15 protein-coding genes are annotated in these 17,176 nt (G+C 67.6%); 7 read left to right on the forward strand and 8 right to left on the reverse strand.

The genetic code is table 11. From position 1 onward, the window contains the following. Nucleotides 1-7: 7 nt before the first annotated feature. The 3 genes from IBJ82_RS00555 to IBJ82_RS00565 are packed head-to-tail and all read right to left on the reverse strand — an operon-like array spanning nt 8 to nt 3,602. Entirely contained in the window at nt 8-1,261 is a 1,254-nt protein-coding gene (locus IBJ82_RS00555) for a glycosyltransferase family 4 protein (protein ID WP_194824018.1), read from the reverse strand. Continuing rightward, complete coding sequence (locus tag IBJ82_RS00560; RefSeq protein WP_194824019.1) at nt 1,258-2,802, reverse strand: glycoside hydrolase family 57 protein; 1,545 nt, start codon at nt 2,800-2,802, stop codon at nt 1,258-1,260. The genes IBJ82_RS00555 and IBJ82_RS00560 overlap by 4 nt, the downstream gene beginning before the upstream one ends. Continuing rightward, nucleotides 2,799-3,602 carry a bifunctional 2-polyprenyl-6-hydroxyphenol methylase/3-demethylubiquinol 3-O-methyltransferase UbiG gene (locus tag IBJ82_RS00565; protein ID WP_194824020.1) on the reverse strand — a complete coding sequence of 268 codons (804 nt, stop codon included), beginning with the start codon at nt 3,600-3,602 and terminating at the stop codon, nt 2,799-2,801. Before IBJ82_RS00565 ends, IBJ82_RS00560 begins: the two co-directional genes overlap by 4 nt. A gap of 187 nt (nt 3,603-3,789) precedes the next feature. Between IBJ82_RS00565 and IBJ82_RS00570 the strand changes: the two genes are divergently transcribed. The 6 genes from IBJ82_RS00570 (at nt 3,790) to IBJ82_RS00595 (ending at nt 9,645) form a co-directional block, all read left to right on the forward strand. Next, a complete protein-coding gene (locus IBJ82_RS00570; protein ID WP_194824021.1) occupies nt 3,790-4,575 on the forward strand; it encodes an electron transfer flavoprotein subunit beta/FixA family protein in 786 nt (261 codons plus the stop codon). Between the two features lie 37 nt (nt 4,576-4,612). Then, nucleotides 4,613-5,569, forward strand: coding sequence for an electron transfer flavoprotein subunit alpha/FixB family protein (locus IBJ82_RS00575; RefSeq protein WP_194824022.1), 957 nt, complete (start codon nt 4,613-4,615; stop codon nt 5,567-5,569). Nucleotides 5,570-5,669: 100 nt separating this feature from the next. Beyond that, entirely contained in the window at nt 5,670-6,320 is a 651-nt protein-coding gene (locus IBJ82_RS00580) for a Uma2 family endonuclease (RefSeq protein WP_228536375.1), read from the forward strand. A gap of 133 nt (nt 6,321-6,453) precedes the next feature. Next, nucleotides 6,454-6,684, forward strand: coding sequence for a hypothetical protein (locus IBJ82_RS00585; RefSeq protein WP_194824023.1), 231 nt, complete (start codon nt 6,454-6,456; stop codon nt 6,682-6,684). 361 nt (nt 6,685-7,045) lie between these two features. Beyond that, nucleotides 7,046-8,620 carry a serine/threonine-protein kinase gene (locus tag IBJ82_RS34415; RefSeq protein ID WP_370585079.1) on the forward strand — a complete coding sequence of 525 codons (1,575 nt, stop codon included), beginning with the start codon at nt 7,046-7,048 and terminating at the stop codon, nt 8,618-8,620. 38 nt (nt 8,621-8,658) lie between these two features. Then, on the forward strand, nt 8,659-9,645 hold the full coding sequence (locus IBJ82_RS00595) for an aminoglycoside phosphotransferase family protein (protein ID WP_228536376.1): 987 nt from the start codon (nt 8,659-8,661) through the stop codon (nt 9,643-9,645). 24 nt (nt 9,646-9,669) lie between these two features. Here the strand turns inward: IBJ82_RS00595 and IBJ82_RS00600 are convergent, their stop codons facing one another. Beyond that, nucleotides 9,670-10,524: a LysR family transcriptional regulator gene (locus tag IBJ82_RS00600; RefSeq protein WP_194824024.1), complete on the reverse strand. Its 855-nt coding sequence runs from the start codon at nt 10,522-10,524 to the stop codon at nt 9,670-9,672. A gap of 145 nt (nt 10,525-10,669) precedes the next feature. Between IBJ82_RS00600 and IBJ82_RS00605 the strand changes: the two genes are divergently transcribed. After that, on the forward strand, nt 10,670-11,971 hold the full coding sequence (locus tag IBJ82_RS00605) for an NAD(P)/FAD-dependent oxidoreductase (RefSeq protein WP_228536377.1): 1,302 nt from the start codon (nt 10,670-10,672) through the stop codon (nt 11,969-11,971). Between the two features lie 105 nt (nt 11,972-12,076). Here the strand turns inward: IBJ82_RS00605 and IBJ82_RS00610 are convergent, their stop codons facing one another. Genes IBJ82_RS00610 through IBJ82_RS34420 form a run of 4 tightly spaced genes read right to left on the reverse strand, consistent with a single transcriptional unit; the run spans nt 12,077 to nt 17,143 of the window. Continuing rightward, nucleotides 12,077-12,847: an ABC transporter ATP-binding protein gene (locus IBJ82_RS00610; RefSeq protein WP_194824025.1), complete on the reverse strand. Its 771-nt coding sequence runs from the start codon at nt 12,845-12,847 to the stop codon at nt 12,077-12,079. Next, entirely contained in the window at nt 12,844-14,676 is a 1,833-nt protein-coding gene (locus IBJ82_RS00615; protein ID WP_194824026.1) for a dipeptide/oligopeptide/nickel ABC transporter permease/ATP-binding protein, read from the reverse strand. The genes IBJ82_RS00610 and IBJ82_RS00615 overlap by 4 nt, the downstream gene beginning before the upstream one ends. Next, nucleotides 14,673-15,614, reverse strand: a complete 942-nt coding sequence (locus tag IBJ82_RS00620; RefSeq protein WP_370585080.1) for an ABC transporter permease — start codon at nt 15,612-15,614, stop codon at nt 14,673-14,675. The genes IBJ82_RS00615 and IBJ82_RS00620 overlap by 4 nt, the downstream gene beginning before the upstream one ends. Next, a complete protein-coding gene (locus tag IBJ82_RS34420) occupies nt 15,611-17,143 on the reverse strand; it encodes an ABC transporter substrate-binding protein (protein WP_228536378.1) in 1,533 nt (510 codons plus the stop codon). The genes IBJ82_RS00620 and IBJ82_RS34420 overlap by 4 nt, the downstream gene beginning before the upstream one ends. Between the last annotated feature and the right edge of the window lie 33 nt (nt 17,144-17,176).

Here is a 17,176-nt window from a genome sequence, read left to right on the forward strand (position 1 = left end):
AGAGGGTCTACTTCGGATCTCGTTCCGGGAGTGGGCGTTCCACGATGTCGGGGCGGCCGAGGGAGGTGCGGACTCGGCGTTTGGCGGCGGAGTAGACCTGGGCGGTTTCGGCGGCTACTACGTCCCAGGCGAAGTCGGCGGTGAGGCGTTCGCGGGCCGTGCGGGCGCGGGCCTGGGCGGTGGCCGGGTCGTCGAGGACGGCGCGGGTGGCGTCTACCAGGCCGTCGATGTCGGCGGGGGCGAAGGAGGCGCCGGTGACGCCGTCGATCACGGCTTCGCCGAGGCCGCCCGCGGTGGAGGCGATCAGCGGGACGCCCGCGGCGGCGGCTTCGAGGGCGACGATGCCGAAGGGTTCGTAGCGGCTGGGCAGGACGATGGCGTCGGCGCCGTGCAGCCAGCCCAGGAGTTCTTCGTGGCCGAGGCTGCCGACGAAGTGGACGGCGCGGGCGACGCGGTGCACGCGGGCGCGTTCACGCAGCCACTCGAACTGGGTGCCGATGCCGGCGATGGTGAGGGTGGTGCCGGGGTGGGCGCGGCGGATGCGGGGGAGCGCGGCGATCGCGTCCTGCACGCCCTTCTCGTACTCGAGGCGGCCGACGTAGAGCAGTCGCGGCGGACCGGAGCGTGGCGCGCGGGGACGGAAGGTCCACGAGCCGACGTCGATACCGTTGCGGATCACCGTGATCGGGGGAAGCTCGGGACCGTAGAGGCGCTCGACCTCGTCCTGCATGGAGGTCGAGCAGGTGATGAGCTGATCGGATTCGTTGGTCAGCCACCACTCGACCGAGTGGACCTGCTTGTTGACCCGGCCCGATACCCAGCCGCTGTGCCGCCCGGCCTCGGTGGCGTGGATCGTCGAAACGAGCGGCACGTCGTAGTACTCGGCGAGCGTGATCGACGGGTGCGCGACGAGCCAGTCGTGCGCGTGCACCACATCGGGCATCCAGCCCTCGCCCACACCGGGCTTGCCCAGTGCCACCCCGGCACGCACCATCGCGTGCCCCATCGCCAGCGTCCAGGCGAGCATGTCCTCGCCGAAGTCGAAACACGGCGGGTCCTCGGCCACCGCGACGACGAGCACGCCGTCGGCGATGTAGGAGTGCGTGGGGTGGGTGACCGAGTCGGTGCCCGTCGGCCGGCGTGCCAGGACGACGACCTCGTGACCGGCCGCGGCCAGCTCGACGGCCAGGTGATGCACATGCCGACCGAGCCCACCGACCACAACCGGCGGGTACTCCCACGACACCATCAAAATCTTCATGCGGATCCTTCAACGGCGGCCGACGGGACAGCGGTCGGCAACCGCCGCGCGTCCAGACCAGGGAAGAATCCGTCGGCCATCGCCCATCCTGCCGCGAGACGGGTCGCTTTGGCGAACTGTCCGGCGCCGATCGCCTCGGCGAGCTCGCGGACGGCGTGCGCGTGTTCGTGCGCCCGATCGCGGGCGTACCCGGCGGCGGAGTCCTTGCTGACCATGAACGCCCAGTCGCTGGACACGGTGAGAATCGCCTCGCGCAGCAACTGATCGGCGACCGGGTCGCGCAGGGACCCGGCACGACGCACCTTGTCGAGGGTGTCCAGTGCCAGGCGAACGATGTCGGCGTTGAGCTCGACGAGGTCGGCCACCTGGTCGCCCGCCCACACCCGCCAGTCCTTACCGGAACCCCACGAGGAGTCGTTGAGCTGCACGGGTTCGCCGACGAAGCCGTTCTCGCGGGCGTCGGCGAGGGTGCCCACCTTCACGCCCGCTTGGGGCAGCGCGCGCAGGACCTGCTCCAGCCACTGCGGCCCCTCGTGCCACCAGTGCCCGAACAGTTCGGTGTCGAACGCGGCCACCACGAGGGCGGGCCTGCCGATCCGCGCGGACTCCTCGATCAGCCGCGCGCGGACGGTCTCGACGAAGTCGGCGACGTCGCGGGTGACCGCTTCGGCCGCCAGCTCGGGATCGTAAGGGGCCTTGTCAGGACCGTCGACGGTCTTGCCGGTGACGCGTGAGGGTTTGAGCCCGGTCGCGTGGTCGTAGTGATGGAAATCGCGGTAGGCGCTCTGGCCGGGGTAGCCCTGTTTCGGCGACCAGACCCGGTAGCTCACGGCCAGGTCGCGCCCGAAGGCGAGGACCTCGGAATCGCGCACCGGCCTGCCGAGCGAGGTGTCACCGCGCAGCGACGGACCGTCGACCATGAAGTGGGTGATGCCCGCGGCGTCGTAACCGCGTTCCATGCCGGGGGTGTAGCCGCATTCCGGTGCCCAGATGCCCGTCGGCGTGGTGCCCCAGCGCAGTCGCGCGTCGGCCAGGCCCTCGGTGAGCTGGAACTGGCGTAGGCGAGGGTCGAGCAGCGGCTGGAACGGGTGCGCGAGGGGTCCACCGAGCAGTTCGATCGCGTCGGCGTCGATCAGCGAACGCCACACCGGCGAACCGCCGTGCTTCCAGTTCTGTTCGAAATCGGCCAGAGCTGTCGCGGCGAGCCGATGTTCGTGACGACCCAGCGCCACGTTGCCCGACATCGACGCCTCGTCGGCACGCAACTGCCAGTTGCCCAGCCAGTGGTGCATGCCCGCGAGGCAGTGCGGATCGTCGAGCTGCGCGGCGAGTACCGGCGTGATGCCGAGGCTGAGCAGGTGCGAACGCCCTTCGGCGGCAAGGTTTTTCAGTGCCCGAACCAGCGGCAGATAGGACGCGGCCCAGGACTGGTAGAGCCATTCCTCGCCGACCGGCCAGCGCCCGTGATGGGCGAGCCAGGGCAAGTGGGAGTGCAGGACCAGCGTGAACTGGCCCGGCACGGCGGAGCGGGAATCGGTCAATTTCTTGCCTGCCCGGCCTCTGCCTTTTCGGCGATCGCGACCAGATCGAGGCTGGCGTCGATATCGCCTTCACGCAGGTCGAAATCGTCGATGGTGACAGCGGCGACGTCGGCGGTGAGGTCGGCGGGCCACGGCTCACCGGCCAGCGCTCGCTCGATCTGGGCGTCGATGAACGACCCACCGTGCTTGGCGTCCAGGGCTTTCAGGCTCGCGCCGTGGTGCACGCCCAGCATCTCGGAGACGGTGAACCCGGCCTCGACGAGCAGTTCGGTCAGCTCGGCGGCGCTGAGTTCGCGGGTGTGAAACGGGTTGAGCGGGGTGTCGCGACCGGGGGAGAAGGTGATCCGATTCGGGGTGCTGATCAGCAGCACGCCGCCGGGGCGCAGCACGCGCAGGCATTCGCGCAGGAACTGTCCCTGGTCCCAGAGGTGTTCGATGACTTGGAAATTCACCACGACGTCGACGGATTCGTCGTCGAGGGGCAGCGCGGCCAGGTTGCCCTGGATCATCTCCACGCGCGGGTAGCGCGCGCGGACGTGCGCGACGGCACTCTCGTCGTAGTCCAGACCGGTGACACGCTGGGCCACGCCCGCGATCATGTCGGCGCCGTAGCCCTCGCCCGAGCCCGCCTCGAGCACGATCTTGTCGGTGCAGCGGTCGAGCAGCCGGGCGTAGGCGATCTCGTGCCGACGGAACCAGTAGTTCTCCTCGGCGATGCCGGGCACCGTCCGCTCGCCGGTCAACGGCAGTGGTTCATGTGTTGCGGCCACGGGTGCGGCAGGGATCACAGCCTCGCTCATTGGTCCGAGGTTACTGGTACCGCCGGTTCACGCAGGAGTCAGGGACCTCTTGCGCGGATAGGTTACCCACGGGTAACTTAGCGTAGGGTAGTGTTCCGATCTGAGCTAGATATCTCACACGGACGTACGGCTGAGCTCGTGCGGCCCCACCACTCACGTGTCCCCAGAAGGAGGTCGACGAAGACCGATGCCGAACATCGTCGTACTCATCAAGCAGGTCCCCGACACCTGGTCCGAGCGCAAGCTGACCGATGGTGACTACACCCTCGATCGCGAAGCCGCCGACGCGGTCCTCGACGAGATCAACGAGCGCGCCGTCGAGGAAGCGCTGTTGATCAAGGAGGCCCAGGGCGGTGAGGTCACTGTGCTGGCCGCCGGACCCGACCGCGCCAACGAGGCCATCCGCAAGGCGCTGTCCATGGGCGCCGACAAGGCCATCCACATCAACGACCCGGCCATCCACGGCTCCGACGCCGTGCAGACCGCCTACGTGCTGGCCGCCGCTCTCGGCCAGGTCGAGGGCGTCGAGTTGGTCATCGCCGGTAACGAGGCCACCGACGGCCGCGCAGGTGCCGTGCCCGCGATCATCGCGGAGTACATCGGCATCCCGCAGCTGACGCACCTGCGCAAGCTCACCGTCGACGGCGACAAGATCACCGGCGAGCGGGAGACCGACGAGGGTGTCTTCAAGCTCGAGGCGTCCCTGCCTGCGATCGTCTCGGTCACCGAGAAGATCAACGAGCCCCGCTTCCCCTCCTTCAAGGGCATCATGGCCGCGAAGAAGAAGGAAGTTCTGGTCTTCACCCTGGCCGACCTGGGCGTCGACCCGGAGACCGTCGGTGTCGCCAACGCGGGCACCAAGGTCACCGGTGCCACCCCGAAGCCGGCTCGCACCGCGGGCGAGAAGATCGCGGACGAGGGCGAGGGCGGCAACAAGATCGCGTCCTACCTCATCGGTCAGAAGATCATCTGATCCGGCGCCGTCCGAGACTTCTAAGGAGAAAGAACTAATGGCTGAAGTACTTGTGCTCATCGAGCACGCCGACGGTGCCGTGAAGAAGGTCAGCACCGAACTGCTCACCGCCGCCCGTGCGCTGGGCGAGCCCGCTGCCGTCGTGACCGGCCCCGCCGGTACCGCCGACAAGCTGGCCGCCGCGCTGGCCGCCGGTGGCGCCGAGAAGATCTATGTCGCCGAGTCCGACGATATCGAGGGCTTCCTGGTCACCCCGAAGGTCGACGTCCTGGCCGGCCTGGTCGATTCCGCCGCGCCCGCCGCCGTGCTGGTCGCCGCTTCCGCCGAGGGCAAGGAGGTGTCGGGCCGCCTTGCCGCGCGCATCGGCTCCGGTCTGCTCGTCGACGTCATCGGCGTCAACGCCGACGGCACTGCCGTGCACTCCATCTTCGGTGGCGCGTTCACCGTGGAGGCCAAGGCCACCGGCGACGTGCCGGTGATCTCGATCCGTCCGGGCGCCATCGAGTCGGCTCCGCAGGCCGGCGCGGGCGAGCAGGTCGTCGTCGAGGTTCCGGCACAGGAAGACGGCGTCGTGAAGGTCGTCTCGCGTGACCCGATCGTCGGTGGCGACCGCCCCGATCTCGCCGAGGCGAACATCGTTGTCTCCGGTGGCCGCGGCGTCGGTTCCGCCGAGAACTTCTCGGTCGTCGAGGCGCTGGCCGACTCGCTGGGTGCCGCTGTCGGCGCCTCGCGTGCGGCCGTCGACTCGGGCTACTACCCGGGTCAGTTCCAGGTGGGTCAGACCGGCAAGACGGTCTCCCCCCAGCTCTACATCGCACTCGGCATCTCCGGCGCCATCCAGCACCGCGCCGGCATGCAGACCTCGAAGACCATCGTCGCTGTCAACAAGGACGAGGAAGCACCCATCTTCGAGATCGCCGACTACGGCATCGTGGGCGACCTGTTCAACGTCTCCCCGCAGCTGACCGAGGCCGTCAAGTCCCACAAGGGCTGATCGCCACCGGTTGAGTCGACCCCGGCCCGCGACACCTGTTCCTGCGTCCGCGCAGAACGGTTTCGCGGGCCGTTGCCGTTTCTCCGACTATCATGGCGCTATGTCCCTGCCCGATGTCGAGCGTCCTGACCTGCCCGAATTCATGACGTGGGAAGACTTGGAGCGGCTGCCCGAGGAGATCGCCGACCGGATCGAGTTGTGGGATGGGCGAGTCGTGTGGCTCCGACGCGCACCGGGCGAGCACCAGCTGGCTTTGCTGGTACTAGCGCAGGAGCTCAGGCGTTGTGCGGGCGCCGATAGATCCGTGCATCCCGAACGATGCTGGCGGGGAAACATCGAGACGAACGTCTTCTTCGGGCACACAGGGAAATCTGATTTCGTCACTCCTGACTTCCTCGTGCATCGCTGTCTGCCGCCGGGCGCCGACGTGCGCGCCTCCGACACCGTGCTGGTGGGTGAGGTGCTGTCACCGTCCAACACACCTGGCGAAATGGAAGCCAAGAAGTCTCGCTACGCGGGTGCTGGAATCCCGTCGTATTGGGAAGTCGACCTGACGCCGGATCTGACCGGTATCGGAGCCCTTCGCGTATACATCCTCGAGGTCGGTCACGCCGAACTCCCACCCGGCGTACGCCCGCTCCGCAACGCGAACTATCTACTGGCGGGCGAGTGGGTCCCCGTATCCGGCGCGGGTATCTCCTTCCCATACCCCTTCTCGATCGAAATCCCCTGGGCTGCGCTGGCTTTCTGACAGCGGCTCCCGCCCGCCGATCTGCGTGCCCCGAGTTCGGGTCAGGCGATCCGCAGTATCTGAATCATATTTGTTTTAGATTCTCGGTATCGAGCAGCGTCGATCGACTCTGCCAAAGTCGCGGAGGAGTTTCATGAAGCGTCTGATGATCGTGGGTGTGCTGGCGGCTATGTCATCGACCGTCGGTGCCGAGATCGCGTCGGCCCAGTCGCCAGCGGAAGCCCGGGTTGTATCGGGCTCGCTCGGAACTGGATCCGCCGCCATCGGGAGCACCAGCTTCGACACGATCGATGCCAACCTCGCGTTAATCCTCCGGTGTACGCTGCTGCCCTCGCTGAGCGGCGCGCCGCGGTGTACGGGCTAGCATCGCGACAGCGACCCGCAGCGGCGGGAAGTGACCGACTGTCTTCGGGTTTCGGCGGAAACGCGCGGCCCATGGCGGGCGGTGTGGCGCGGAGCGGGGATGCACCGGCAGTGCGGTGATCGATGCCGTACAGGTGGGTGGAGTGCTCGGGCTGTTCATGGCGCGCTTGCTGTCGTTCCTGCTCTGCGGAATCGGGAGCGACCTCGGCAGCGGCTATTGCGTAGATCCAGCCGTTGAGTTCTGCCGCCGAAGTGCTTGGCCCGACGTGGGTCGCGATCCCTGTAGTTGGCGCGGTCTGGGGAGATCGTCACAGATGTAGGTACTTCGGTGGGCCTCGTCCGAGGCCGGTAGCGTGCATGGTGTGTTGGATTCGGGGGCGGGCTTCGCTGGATATCGCTTGGAACGGGTGCTCGGGCGAGGGGGGATGGGGACGGTTTATCTGGCCGAGCATCCTCGGTTGCCGCGCAGTGTCGCGCTGAAATTGTTGAATCGGGCGTTCTCTGCCGATCAGGAATTGCAGCGGCGGTTCGAGCGGGAGGCCGATGTTGTTGCGCAGCTGGATCATCCGAGCATCGTGGGGGTGTACGACCGTGGGCGCGACGAGGGGTATCTGTGGATCGCGATGCAGTTCATTCGCGGAACCGATGCCGCGACCTGGGATGCGCGTGCGCACGAGCCGGGGGTCACCGCGCGCCTGATCGGCGAGACGGCATCGGCACTCGATTACGCGAACCGGCACGGAGTGCTGCACCGTGACGTCAAGCCGGGCAACATCCTGATCGCCGACGCCGAACACGGCCGGGAGATCCGCGCGGTACTCACCGATTTCGGTATCGCCCGGGTCGCCACCGCCGATACCCAGCTCACGGCCACCGGCACCTTCACCGCCACCCTCGCCTACGCCTCACCCGAACAACTCTCCGGCGAGGTCGTCGACCACCGCAGCGACCAGTACTCGCTGGCCTGCACCCTGTTCGCGATGTACGCCGGGCATCCGCCCTACACCGCGACCAACCCCGGCCAGGTGGTCGCGGGACATCTGTCGCACCCGGTGCCGCGACTCACCGCGGTCCGCACCGATCTGCCACCCGCGGTCGACGGCGTCATCGCCCGCGCGATGGCCAAGCGGCGTGACGAGCGGTTCGGCAGCGCAACGGAATTCACCGATGCGATCCGGGATGCCCTCGAGGGCAGGCATGTCGCGACCGTGCGTCAGCCCTGGACCGACCCCGCGCAACAGGTCCCAGGATCCGATGAACACGCGCAGCGACCGTGGACCGATCCCGCCCAACAGTGGCACGGCTCGGGCGGACATCCGCAGCAGCCCGCCCTCTCGGCGCATGGCCCCGGTGCGCAGGTGCAGCAACACAGCCCGCAGGCGCAGGGCTCCGGTGGGCACCTGCAACCGGGCTGGGCGCGTGCGGAATACGGTGCGCCGGTGGGTGATCCGCGGATGTACCCGATGGCAGCGGGCAATCAGTGGTACCAGGCGCCGGTCGGCGGCCCGGAGCCGTCGAAAGCCACCGCGTTCTTCGTCGGCATCGTGACACTGCTGTTCAGTCTGTCGATCGCCGCCTTCCTTATCTACGGCATCACCGAGACGCTCGAGGAGATCGACAAGGGCAAGGATCCGAGCGGATCCTTCATGGCGATCGCGATTCTCACGGTCGTTGTCGCGTTCACCGGAAGTGGTGCCGTCCTGCTGCTCTGCGCGCGCACCGCCGGTCGTGTCATGTCGATCATCTCGGCGGTGCTCGTCGGGCTCTTCGCCCTCTTCGGGGTCATCGGGTCCGCAATCGGCGAGGTCTATGCCGCGACCGCGGCCGCCGCCGCGGTGTTCGTCCTCGCGGCGGCGTTGGTCGGCTTCGCTGCGTCATCGTCGACCGGGCGCTGGATCCGTTATCGCAAGGCGGTGCGCGAAAGTCGCTGGCGATGACGGGGAGCGGCGTGCGCGGTGGTCAGTAGGGTGGGTTGATGTCATTGGGGCGTATGCCGGTGGTGTTGCCGTCCTCGGTCGAGGACACGGTTCGCGCGGTGTTCGGGGCTGCCGGGGCACGATGGATCGACGAGTTGCCCGGTGTCGTGGCGGACCTGGCCGCTGAGTGGGGGCTGACGGAGTTCTCCGCGCCGTTCGGCGGTGGAACCCATGCCTACGTGGCGGCCGCGCGGCGTGAGGACGGCGCGTGGGTGGTGTTGAAGGTGCCGATGGTCGACGAGGAGAACCTCGCCGAGGCCACCGCCCTGCACAGCTATGACGGCGACGGTGCGGTCCGGCTGCTCGATTTCGATCCGGACAGTGGTGCGCTGCTGCTCGAATGGGCCCGTCCGGGAACGGAATTGCTCACGCAGCCGGGGTTCCCGAGCCTCGAGGGTCGACCGGAGAACGCCGACAAGGTCGCGTTCGCCTGCGGGCTCTATCGCCGCCTGCGTCGTCCCCCGACCGCGGTTCCCATCGGCTTTCCGGAACTCCCCATGGCCGCCGATATCGTGGCCGGTCTCCGCGCGCGCCTGGCCGATCCGGAACCCGCACTGGCCGAACACATCTCATCGCTGCTGAGAGAGCGGATAGCGCACTGGTGTGCCGAATTGAGTGAGCCGACCGACGAACTGCTGATCGTCAATCGGGACACCCACCTCGGCAATATCGTTGCCGCCGAACGCGAACCGTGGCTCCTGATCGATCCGAAACCCTGTCTCGGCGAAGCTGCCTTCGACGCGGGTTTCCTGATCATGATCCAGGTTCAGTCCAGCCCGACCCCCGAGCACGCGGGTTCCGTCGTCGTCGCCACCGCGCGGCACCTCGACGTCCCGGTCGACCGCGCGGGCGGCTGGGCCTTCCTGCGCGCTATCGAGGAGATCGTCTGGTCGGTCGAGGACGGTGACGACGAAACGTTGCCGCTGCACCTGGCGGTCGCGACGGCGCTCGCAGGCGAGCCGTGGCGATCCGGCGACCGGACCTGAACGGCCGACAACACGCGGGTTCGCTCACTGTCGGTGCAGAGCATCCAGCAGGGTTTGCACGATCGGATTCTCCCGGGCCTCCTCGCGCAGGACAGCCGACACCGGGATGCGCAGGCGGTGGTCGGTGAGGTCGAGGGTGAGCAAACCCTTCGTGGGTCCCTCGTAGAGGATCGTCCAGGATTCGGGTCGGTTGAGCAGTTCCATCGTGGCGGTGTGGTCGGGTGGGATCGGAGGGCCGAAGGTGGGGCCGGTCGGGAGGTCGGCGAAGGCCGAGCGGATCAGTGTGTGCAACAACACCTGTTCCTGCTCGGGTGGGAGCAGCAGGGGATAGGGGCTCAGATCGGCGAGGGTGACCGCGCCGCGTTCGGCCAGTGGATGATTGCTCGAGATGGCGATCACCAGGTCCTCGACCCACAGCTGTTCCACCGCGAGACCGGGCTGGTCGACACTGCCGCGGATCAGCGCCAGATCGCAGTCACCATCGGACACCGCCGTGATCCGCTGACGGAACGGTTTGATCACGTACTCGATCTCGGCGTCGGGGTGCGCGGCCCGCGCGGTGGCGATCGCCGACAGCGACGGCGCGGCGAAAGACATGTTCGCGGCCAGGCGAATGCGCGGTCCGGTGGTGCGCACAGCAGCACGGATCGCCGATTCCAGACTCAGCATCTGCTTGGCCAGCGGCAGCAGTCGCAGGGTCGCGTCGGTGGGGACCACGGCGCGGGTGGTGCGCTCGAACAGTTGTGCGCCGAGGTCACGTTCCAGTCTCGCGATCTGATGGCTGATCGCGGACTGGGAGATGAAGCAGCGGTTGGCCGCGCGGCTGAAACTGAGCTCCTCGCAGACGGCCACGAAGTAGGCCAACTGTCGAAGTTCCACCAGGTACCTCCCATTGATTAGTTATACAGATAAGAGTCATCTCCATTATGCGCCCAGGCAGTGGAAACATCTTCGTTCCGCATCGCGTTTACTCATAGGAAAGGATTTATTACCGATCTGGAACGCGATCTTGGAGCGAGTGATCATGGAACACACAGATGTCGTCATCGTCGGCTCGGGCTTCGGAGGCCTGGCCGCAGCCAAGCAACTGGCCAAGTCACGAATCGGTGTCGTGCTGATCTCGAGCACGCCCGAGCACCTGTTCCAGCCGCTGCTCTATCAGGTGGCGACCGGCGTGCTCGCGCCCGAGGAGATCGCGCCGCCGATCAAGAACGTACTGCGCCGCCACCCCGAGATCGACGTCCGCCTCGGCAAGGTCACCGGCATCGACGCCGACAACGCGGTCCTCACCTACGAGACCGCCGACGGCCCCCGGCAGATCGCCTACGCCTCGCTGATCGCCGCCACCGGCGCCAGCCAGAGCTACTTCGGCCGCGACGACTTCGCCGAGAAGACTTACTCGCTCAAGACCATCGACGACGCTCAGCGCCTGCGCGACCAGATCGCCCACGTGTTCGCCCTGGCCGAGAACGCCGACGAGGTGACCAGGCACCGGCTGCTCAGCTTCGTGGTGGTCGGTGCGGGCGCGACCGGCGTCGAGGTGGCGGGCCAGATCAAGGAACTCGCGAAAAGGCACTTCCACCAGCAGGTTTCGGTAACTCTGGTCGAGGGTGCGGATGCGGTGCTGCCGCCCTTCGGTGGAGGGCTCTCGGAATACGCGAAGCGCTCGCTCACCGACAGTGGCGTCGAGGTGCTGCTCGGCACCTTCGTCACCGATATCGACGAGGGCAAGGTGACGGTCAAGGACAAGGAGGGCATGGAGCGCCGGATCGCCGCCGAGACCGTGGTGTGGTCGGCGGGCGTGCAGGTCGGCGGCTTCGCGACCCTGCTGGCCGAGGCCACCGGCGCCGAGACCGACCGCGCGGGCCGCATCCTGATCAACCCCGACCTCACCGTCGGCGGCCACGCCGACATCTACGCCATCGGCGACATGACCTCGCTCAACGGCTACCCCGGCCAGTCGCCGGTCGCCATGCAGGAAGGCCGCCACGCCGCCGACATCATCCGTCGCAAGAAGGACGCGGGCACGCCCTTCGTCTACTGGGACAAGGGCAGCATGGCCGTGATCAGCCGCTTCAGCGCGGTGGTGAAACTCAACGAGCGCGTCACGTTCAAGGGCACCATCGCCTGGGCGATGTGGTTGGCCGTGCACCTGATGTACCTGGTCGGCTTCCGCAACCGCTTCGCGGCGGTGGCGGGGTGGCTGGTCGCGTTCATCGGGACCGCGCGACCCGGTTTCGATGATGTGACCGAGGCGAAGATCGACGCCGAACCGGACACTGTGCGTGAGAACAAGGCCGAAGCTCGCGAGCACGTCGCAGTCTGACCGCTCCGATCCTGACCGAAACAACAACGACCCGTCACCATAGTGACGGGTCGTTGTTGCTGTTGCGGGGATGCGGTCCGGGTCGGGTAGACGAATCAGCGAGGCTCAAGCGGGTGCGATCGTCGCGAACGTGGGCACGCTGGCGAGCAATTTCTGGGTATAGGCCTGTGCCGGATTCCCGTAGATCTGTGCGCAGGAGCCGGATTCGACGACCTTGCCGTGGCGCAGCACCGCCACCGCATCACTGACATGCCGCACCACCGCCAGGTCGTGCGAGATGAACAGCATCGTCAATCCGAGACGTTCACGCAGATCGAGCAACAGATTGAGGACCTCGGCCTGCACCGAGCAATCCAGCGCGGAGGTGATCTCGTCGGCGATGATCACCTCCGGCTCCACCGCCAGGGCACGCGCCACCGCGATCCGCTGACGCTGGCCGCCGGAGAATTCGTGCGGATAGCGCTGGGCGACAGCGGGATCGAGCGACACTGTTTCCAGCCAGCGCCCGATAGCCTCGGTGTGTCTGCGCGGGTTGGCGCGGGCCGGATCGATGGCTTCGGCGATGGCGGCACCGATGGTCATGCGCGGGTTCAGCGAGGCGTAGGGATCCTGGGAAATCAACTGCACACGTCGCCGCAACTGACGTGACGGCTGCCCGGTGAGCGACTGCCCATCGAGGGTGATCTGTCCGGCACTCGGTGCCAACAGTCCGACCACCGCCTTGGCGATGGTCGATTTGCCCGACCCCGATTCGCCGACCAAGCCCAGGGTTTCGCCGGTCGGCACCCGAAGTGTCACGTTGTCGACCACGGTGACCGCGCGCCGGGCGGAGCCGTACGAGACAGTGAGTCCGACGATTTCGAGTCCACCGCTCATCGCGCCGGAACCTCCTGTGCGAGTAGGGAATTGACGACATGGCAGGCGACACCGTCGATCCGGGGCGGTAGCTCGGCTTCGCACCGTGGCACCGCGAGCGGGCATCGTGGCGCGAACGCGCAACCTGCCGGCCTGTCCGCGGGGGCGGGCGGGCGACCCGGAATGGTCGCCAACCTACCGCTGGACGTGCTGCCGTCGAGAGTGGGGCTGGCCGCCAACAAGGCCTGGGTGTACGGATGCTGAGCCCGCCCGGCCCGCAGTTCCTCGGCGGTCAACTCCTCGACGACGCGACCCGCATACATCACGACCACGCGATGGCACAGCGTGCCGACCACGCCGATGTCGTGGGAGATGAACAGCATGCCGGTGCCACGGTCGTTGATCTCGCGCAACAGGTCGAGCACTTCCGCCTGCACCGTCACATCCAGCGCCGTGGTCGCCTCGTCGGCGATGATGAGCCGCGGATCGGGCAACACGGCCGCGGCGATCATCGCCCGCTGACGCATCCCACCCGAGAGCTGATGGGGGTACTGGCCGAGCACGGTCTCGGGTTCGCGCACATGCACTCGCCGCAACGCGTCGGCCGCCGCAGCCATGGCAACGCGGCGGCTCGTCTTGCGGTGTACGCGAAGCACTTCGATGAGCTGACTACCGATGCGCTGCGCCGGATTGAACGACGCCGACGGATCCTGGTAGACGATGCCGATCGCCGTCGCCAACCGCACCGGATCACTGTCGGCGGCGGTCAGGTCGAGTCCGTCCAGATCGAGACAGGCCGCCCTGATGCTCAGTTCGTCGGGCAGCAGTCGCGCCACCGCCATCGCCGTGAGTGACTTGCCCGAGCCGGATTCGCCGACGAGACCGACGATTTCACCCGGCGCCACCTGTAGCGAAACCGAATCGACCAGACGCACGCCGTTGTCCAACTCGATGCTGAGATCGGTCATCGTCAACAACGCATCGGGCGAGGGAGCCTGTGGGGCGATCGGTTTGGGAACCGCCGTCACACGCCGTTGCTCCGCGCGTTCGCGCGGATCGAGAGTGGCGGCCAAACCGTCACCGATGAGCGAGGCGAACACGCCCGTCACCGTGATGGCGACAGCGGGCCCGAGCGCCTCCGACGGGGTGGTGTAGAGCGAACGCAGGCCACCGTTGAGCATCGAGCCCCAGTCGTATTGGGGGTTCTGCACACCGAGACCGAGGAACGACAGCCCCGAGAGGGCGACCAGTACCTGCGCGTACGCGGAGGACAGCAGCACCAGCAGCGGCCCGGCGATATTCGGTAGCAAGTGCCTGCTCATCACCCTCCCCGGTGAGACACCGAGTAGCTTTGCGGCAGAGACGAAGTCGCGGCCGGCGATCGATCCGGCGAGGTTGGCGGTGAGCCGCGCGAACGACGGTGAACCACCGAGCACGATGGCGATCACCGAGGCTGTCGGTCCCGCGCCGAGAATGGTCGCCACCACGAGCGCCATGATCAACGTCGGCGCGGTGACCATGATGTCGATGATCCGCAGTCCGATTTCGCGGACCCGCGGCCCGGACACCCAGACCGCGGTGCCGATCGCGATACCGAGTGCCGCCGCCAGCGCTGTCGCCACGGTGGTCAGCACCAGGGTGAGCCGGGCCGCGACCAGGGTGCGTGCCCAGACATCACGCCCGAGCGAATCGGTGCCGAGCCAGTGCTCGGCACTGATCCCCGCCCGCACGGTCGATGACATGGCGGCGGCGGTGTCGCCGAGCAGTGGCGGCGCGATCAGGGCGACGAGTACGACGGCGGCGAAACCGATCGCACCGACCACAAGGGAGGGATGGGGACGAGTCTTCATCGGTTACCTCCGGCCAGTGACGAGCGCGGATCGAGGATCGCCAGCGCGATATCGACCAGCAGGTTGAGAACCGCGGCCAGCAGACCGAGGACCAACACACAGCCCTGAATCACCGGGTAGTCGCGCACCAGGAGCGCGTCGACCACCCGCTGCCCGATCCCCGGCCACGCGAACACTGTTTCCACGATCACCGTGCCACCCAGCATCGACGCGAGCACCAGACCGCTCAGGGTCATGACGGCGGTGAGCAGATTGGGGAGCACGTGGCGGGTGTACAGCCGCAGCGGGGGCAGCCGCCTGCCGCGTGCGGTGCGGATGTAGTCCTGAGCCAGCACTGTTCCGGCTTCGCGCCGCACCACCCGTGCCATCACGCACATGCTGGGCAGGCTGATGGCCAGCACGGGCAGGATCAACGATTGGGTGGTCTGCGCGCCGCCCGCGGGCAGCACCCCGAGCGTGATCGCGAAGACGACCACCAGCGCGGTGCCGACCACGTATTCCGGTACGGCACCGAGCAATCCGGTGGACAGGGTGAAGGCCCCGTCGGTGCGTCGACTGTGCCGCGCGGCGACCGCGATGCCGAGAGGCAGCGCGATCGCCAGGACCAGGACCAGCGAGAACACGGCCAGCTGCGCGGTGAAGGGCAGCCGCGCCGCGATCACGTCCGAGACCGCCTCCCGAGTCTGGAACGAACGACCGAGGTCACCCTGCGGCAGGCCCGACACATAGTCGAAGAAGCGGGTGAGCACGGGGCGGTCGAGCCCGAGTTCGGTCCGGATCCGGGCGATGTCGGCCTCGGTCGCGTTCTGACCGGCCAGTGATTCGGCCGGGTCACCGGGGATGAGCTGGATCATGCCGAAGGTGACCACTACGAGCACGACCGCCACTGCTAGGAGTCCGGCCGCGCGGCGCAGCGCGAAGCCGAGCCACCCTGTCACGAGCCGATCCGCAGGGTGCTGAGGTCGATCTGACCGTTGGGGATGTGCGCCCGCACGCCCTCGCTGAACACGTAGCGCACGTTCAGCGTAGACAACGGCACGATGTCGACGGCGCTGAGCAGACCCGCCTGCCCCTGCTGCCAGGCGGTGCATTTGGCCGTCTGGTCGGTGGTGACGACGGCCGCGCGCAGACCCTGGTCGAAGGCGTTGTTGTGCGTCGCGCCGTAGTTGCGCCCCTGGGGCGGTTCGGCACCGGTGAGCAGATTCGACGCGGTGAGCAGCGTGGTCGACAGCGAAGCCATCACATTGATGTCCCAGTCACCGCCGGGCAACACCGACGACGCCCAGGTGTTGTTGTCGACATTGACCAGCTTCACCTCGGCGCCGGCCGCGCGCAGTGCCTCGGCGACATAGGTGTTGCCCGCACCGTCGGCGATCGCGTTGGTGCCCGTGACCGTGATCTTTTTGCCCGTCAGGACTCGGGTGGCGGAGGCGAGGTCGTGCTGGGTCAGCAGGGCGTCGTCGGTGTTGGCGCAGACGTTGGCGGTGCTGTCGACATAGCTCTTCAGCAGCGTTCCCGAGCCGCCGAGAACCTTGTCGTAGGCCTTGGCGTCCATGGCTCGCGCCACGGCTTTGCGGAATTCCGCGTCGGCACCGGGCTTGCCCGCGCGCTGGTTGAAGAACAGGAAGTTACGGACCATCGGCGCGGTCGCGGTGTCGAAACCTTGCTCCAGCCGGGAGCCGTCGGGACCGGTGAAACCGGCGAAGTCGAGCTGACCGGTCTGCAGGAGATTGGCCGCGGCCGATTCACTCTTGACGATGCCGATCTCGATCGTGGCGGGCGAGCGACCGGACCGGTCGGCGGCGAAAGCGGGAAACGCGTCGAATCCCTCGCGCAGGGACGCGGTGTAGCGGGAGCCGCGTTCGCTCGCGGTCAAGACGTAGGGACCGGTGCCCGCGCCCGGCACCGAGCCGGTCGCAAGGCCGGTGGGGTCGTCCAGACCGGGCTTGCAGATGATGCCCGCGTTGACCAGGCCCAGCGAGGGGAGCAGCTCCGACCACGGGGTGGCCATGCGCACCGAGACGGTGCCCGCGATGTCGTCGCCGGTGATGGTGGTCTTGTCTCCGGCGTTGGCCGCGCCGAACGTGTACGCCGCGCCCGGGGCGGTCTTGCGGAAGTAGTCCAGTGAGGCCGCGATCTGGCCTGCGGTGAGCGGGGCGCCGTCGGAGCAGGTCAGGCCCTTGTTCAGGGTGAAGGTTGCCTGCGTCGCGGTGACGTCCCAGCTGGCGGCCAGGCGTGGGACGACGACGTTCTTGTCGTCGAGGCCGACCAGCGTCGAGTAGAGCAGGCGATCGAAGGCGTAGTCGGAGGAGCCGGCCGCCCGCGCGGGATCGAAGCTACCCAGATCCGAGGTCAGGGCCAGGCGCACGGTCGCGTCGGATGCCGCCGAGCCGGTCTGTGATGTCGTGCACGCGGCGAGCGTCGCGACCGCCGCGACACACGCTGCGGCGAAGAGGGGACGTTTCATGCGAACTCCTTGATGCGTGAGGTGACATCAAGG

The sequence above is a fragment of the Nocardia sp. XZ_19_231 genome, from assembly GCF_015355705.1.
GTDB lineage: Bacteria > Actinomycetota > Actinomycetes > Mycobacteriales > Mycobacteriaceae > Nocardia > Nocardia salmonicida.

What these genes read in the sequence shown, in the direction of transcription:
- IBJ82_RS00610 (WP_194824025.1), bottom strand. Translation starts at nt 12,847, where the DNA reads ATGAGCGGTGGACTCGAAATCGTCGGACTCACTGTCTCGTACGGCTCC.
- IBJ82_RS00570 (WP_194824021.1), top strand. Translation starts at nt 3,790, where the DNA reads ATGCCGAACATCGTCGTACTCATCAAGCAGGTCCCCGACACCTGGTCC.
- IBJ82_RS00585 (WP_194824023.1), top strand. Translation starts at nt 6,454, where the DNA reads ATGAAGCGTCTGATGATCGTGGGTGTGCTGGCGGCTATGTCATCGACC.
- IBJ82_RS34420 (WP_228536378.1), bottom strand. Translation starts at nt 17,143, where the DNA reads ATGAAACGTCCCCTCTTCGCCGCAGCGTGTGTCGCGGCGGTCGCGACG.
- IBJ82_RS00555 (WP_194824018.1), bottom strand. Translation starts at nt 1,261, where the DNA reads ATGAAGATTTTGATGGTGTCGTGGGAGTACCCGCCGGTTGTGGTCGGT.
- IBJ82_RS00565 (WP_194824020.1), bottom strand. Translation starts at nt 3,602, where the DNA reads ATGAGCGAGGCTGTGATCCCTGCCGCACCCGTGGCCGCAACACATGAA.
- IBJ82_RS00575 (WP_194824022.1), top strand. Translation starts at nt 4,613, where the DNA reads ATGGCTGAAGTACTTGTGCTCATCGAGCACGCCGACGGTGCCGTGAAG.
- IBJ82_RS00615 (WP_194824026.1), bottom strand. Translation starts at nt 14,676, where the DNA reads ATGAAGACTCGTCCCCATCCCTCCCTTGTGGTCGGTGCGATCGGTTTC.
- IBJ82_RS00605 (WP_228536377.1), top strand. Translation starts at nt 10,670, where the DNA reads ATGGAACACACAGATGTCGTCATCGTCGGCTCGGGCTTCGGAGGCCTG.
- IBJ82_RS00580 (WP_228536375.1), top strand. Translation starts at nt 5,670, where the DNA reads ATGTCCCTGCCCGATGTCGAGCGTCCTGACCTGCCCGAATTCATGACG.
- IBJ82_RS00595 (WP_228536376.1), top strand. Translation starts at nt 8,659, where the DNA reads ATGTCATTGGGGCGTATGCCGGTGGTGTTGCCGTCCTCGGTCGAGGAC.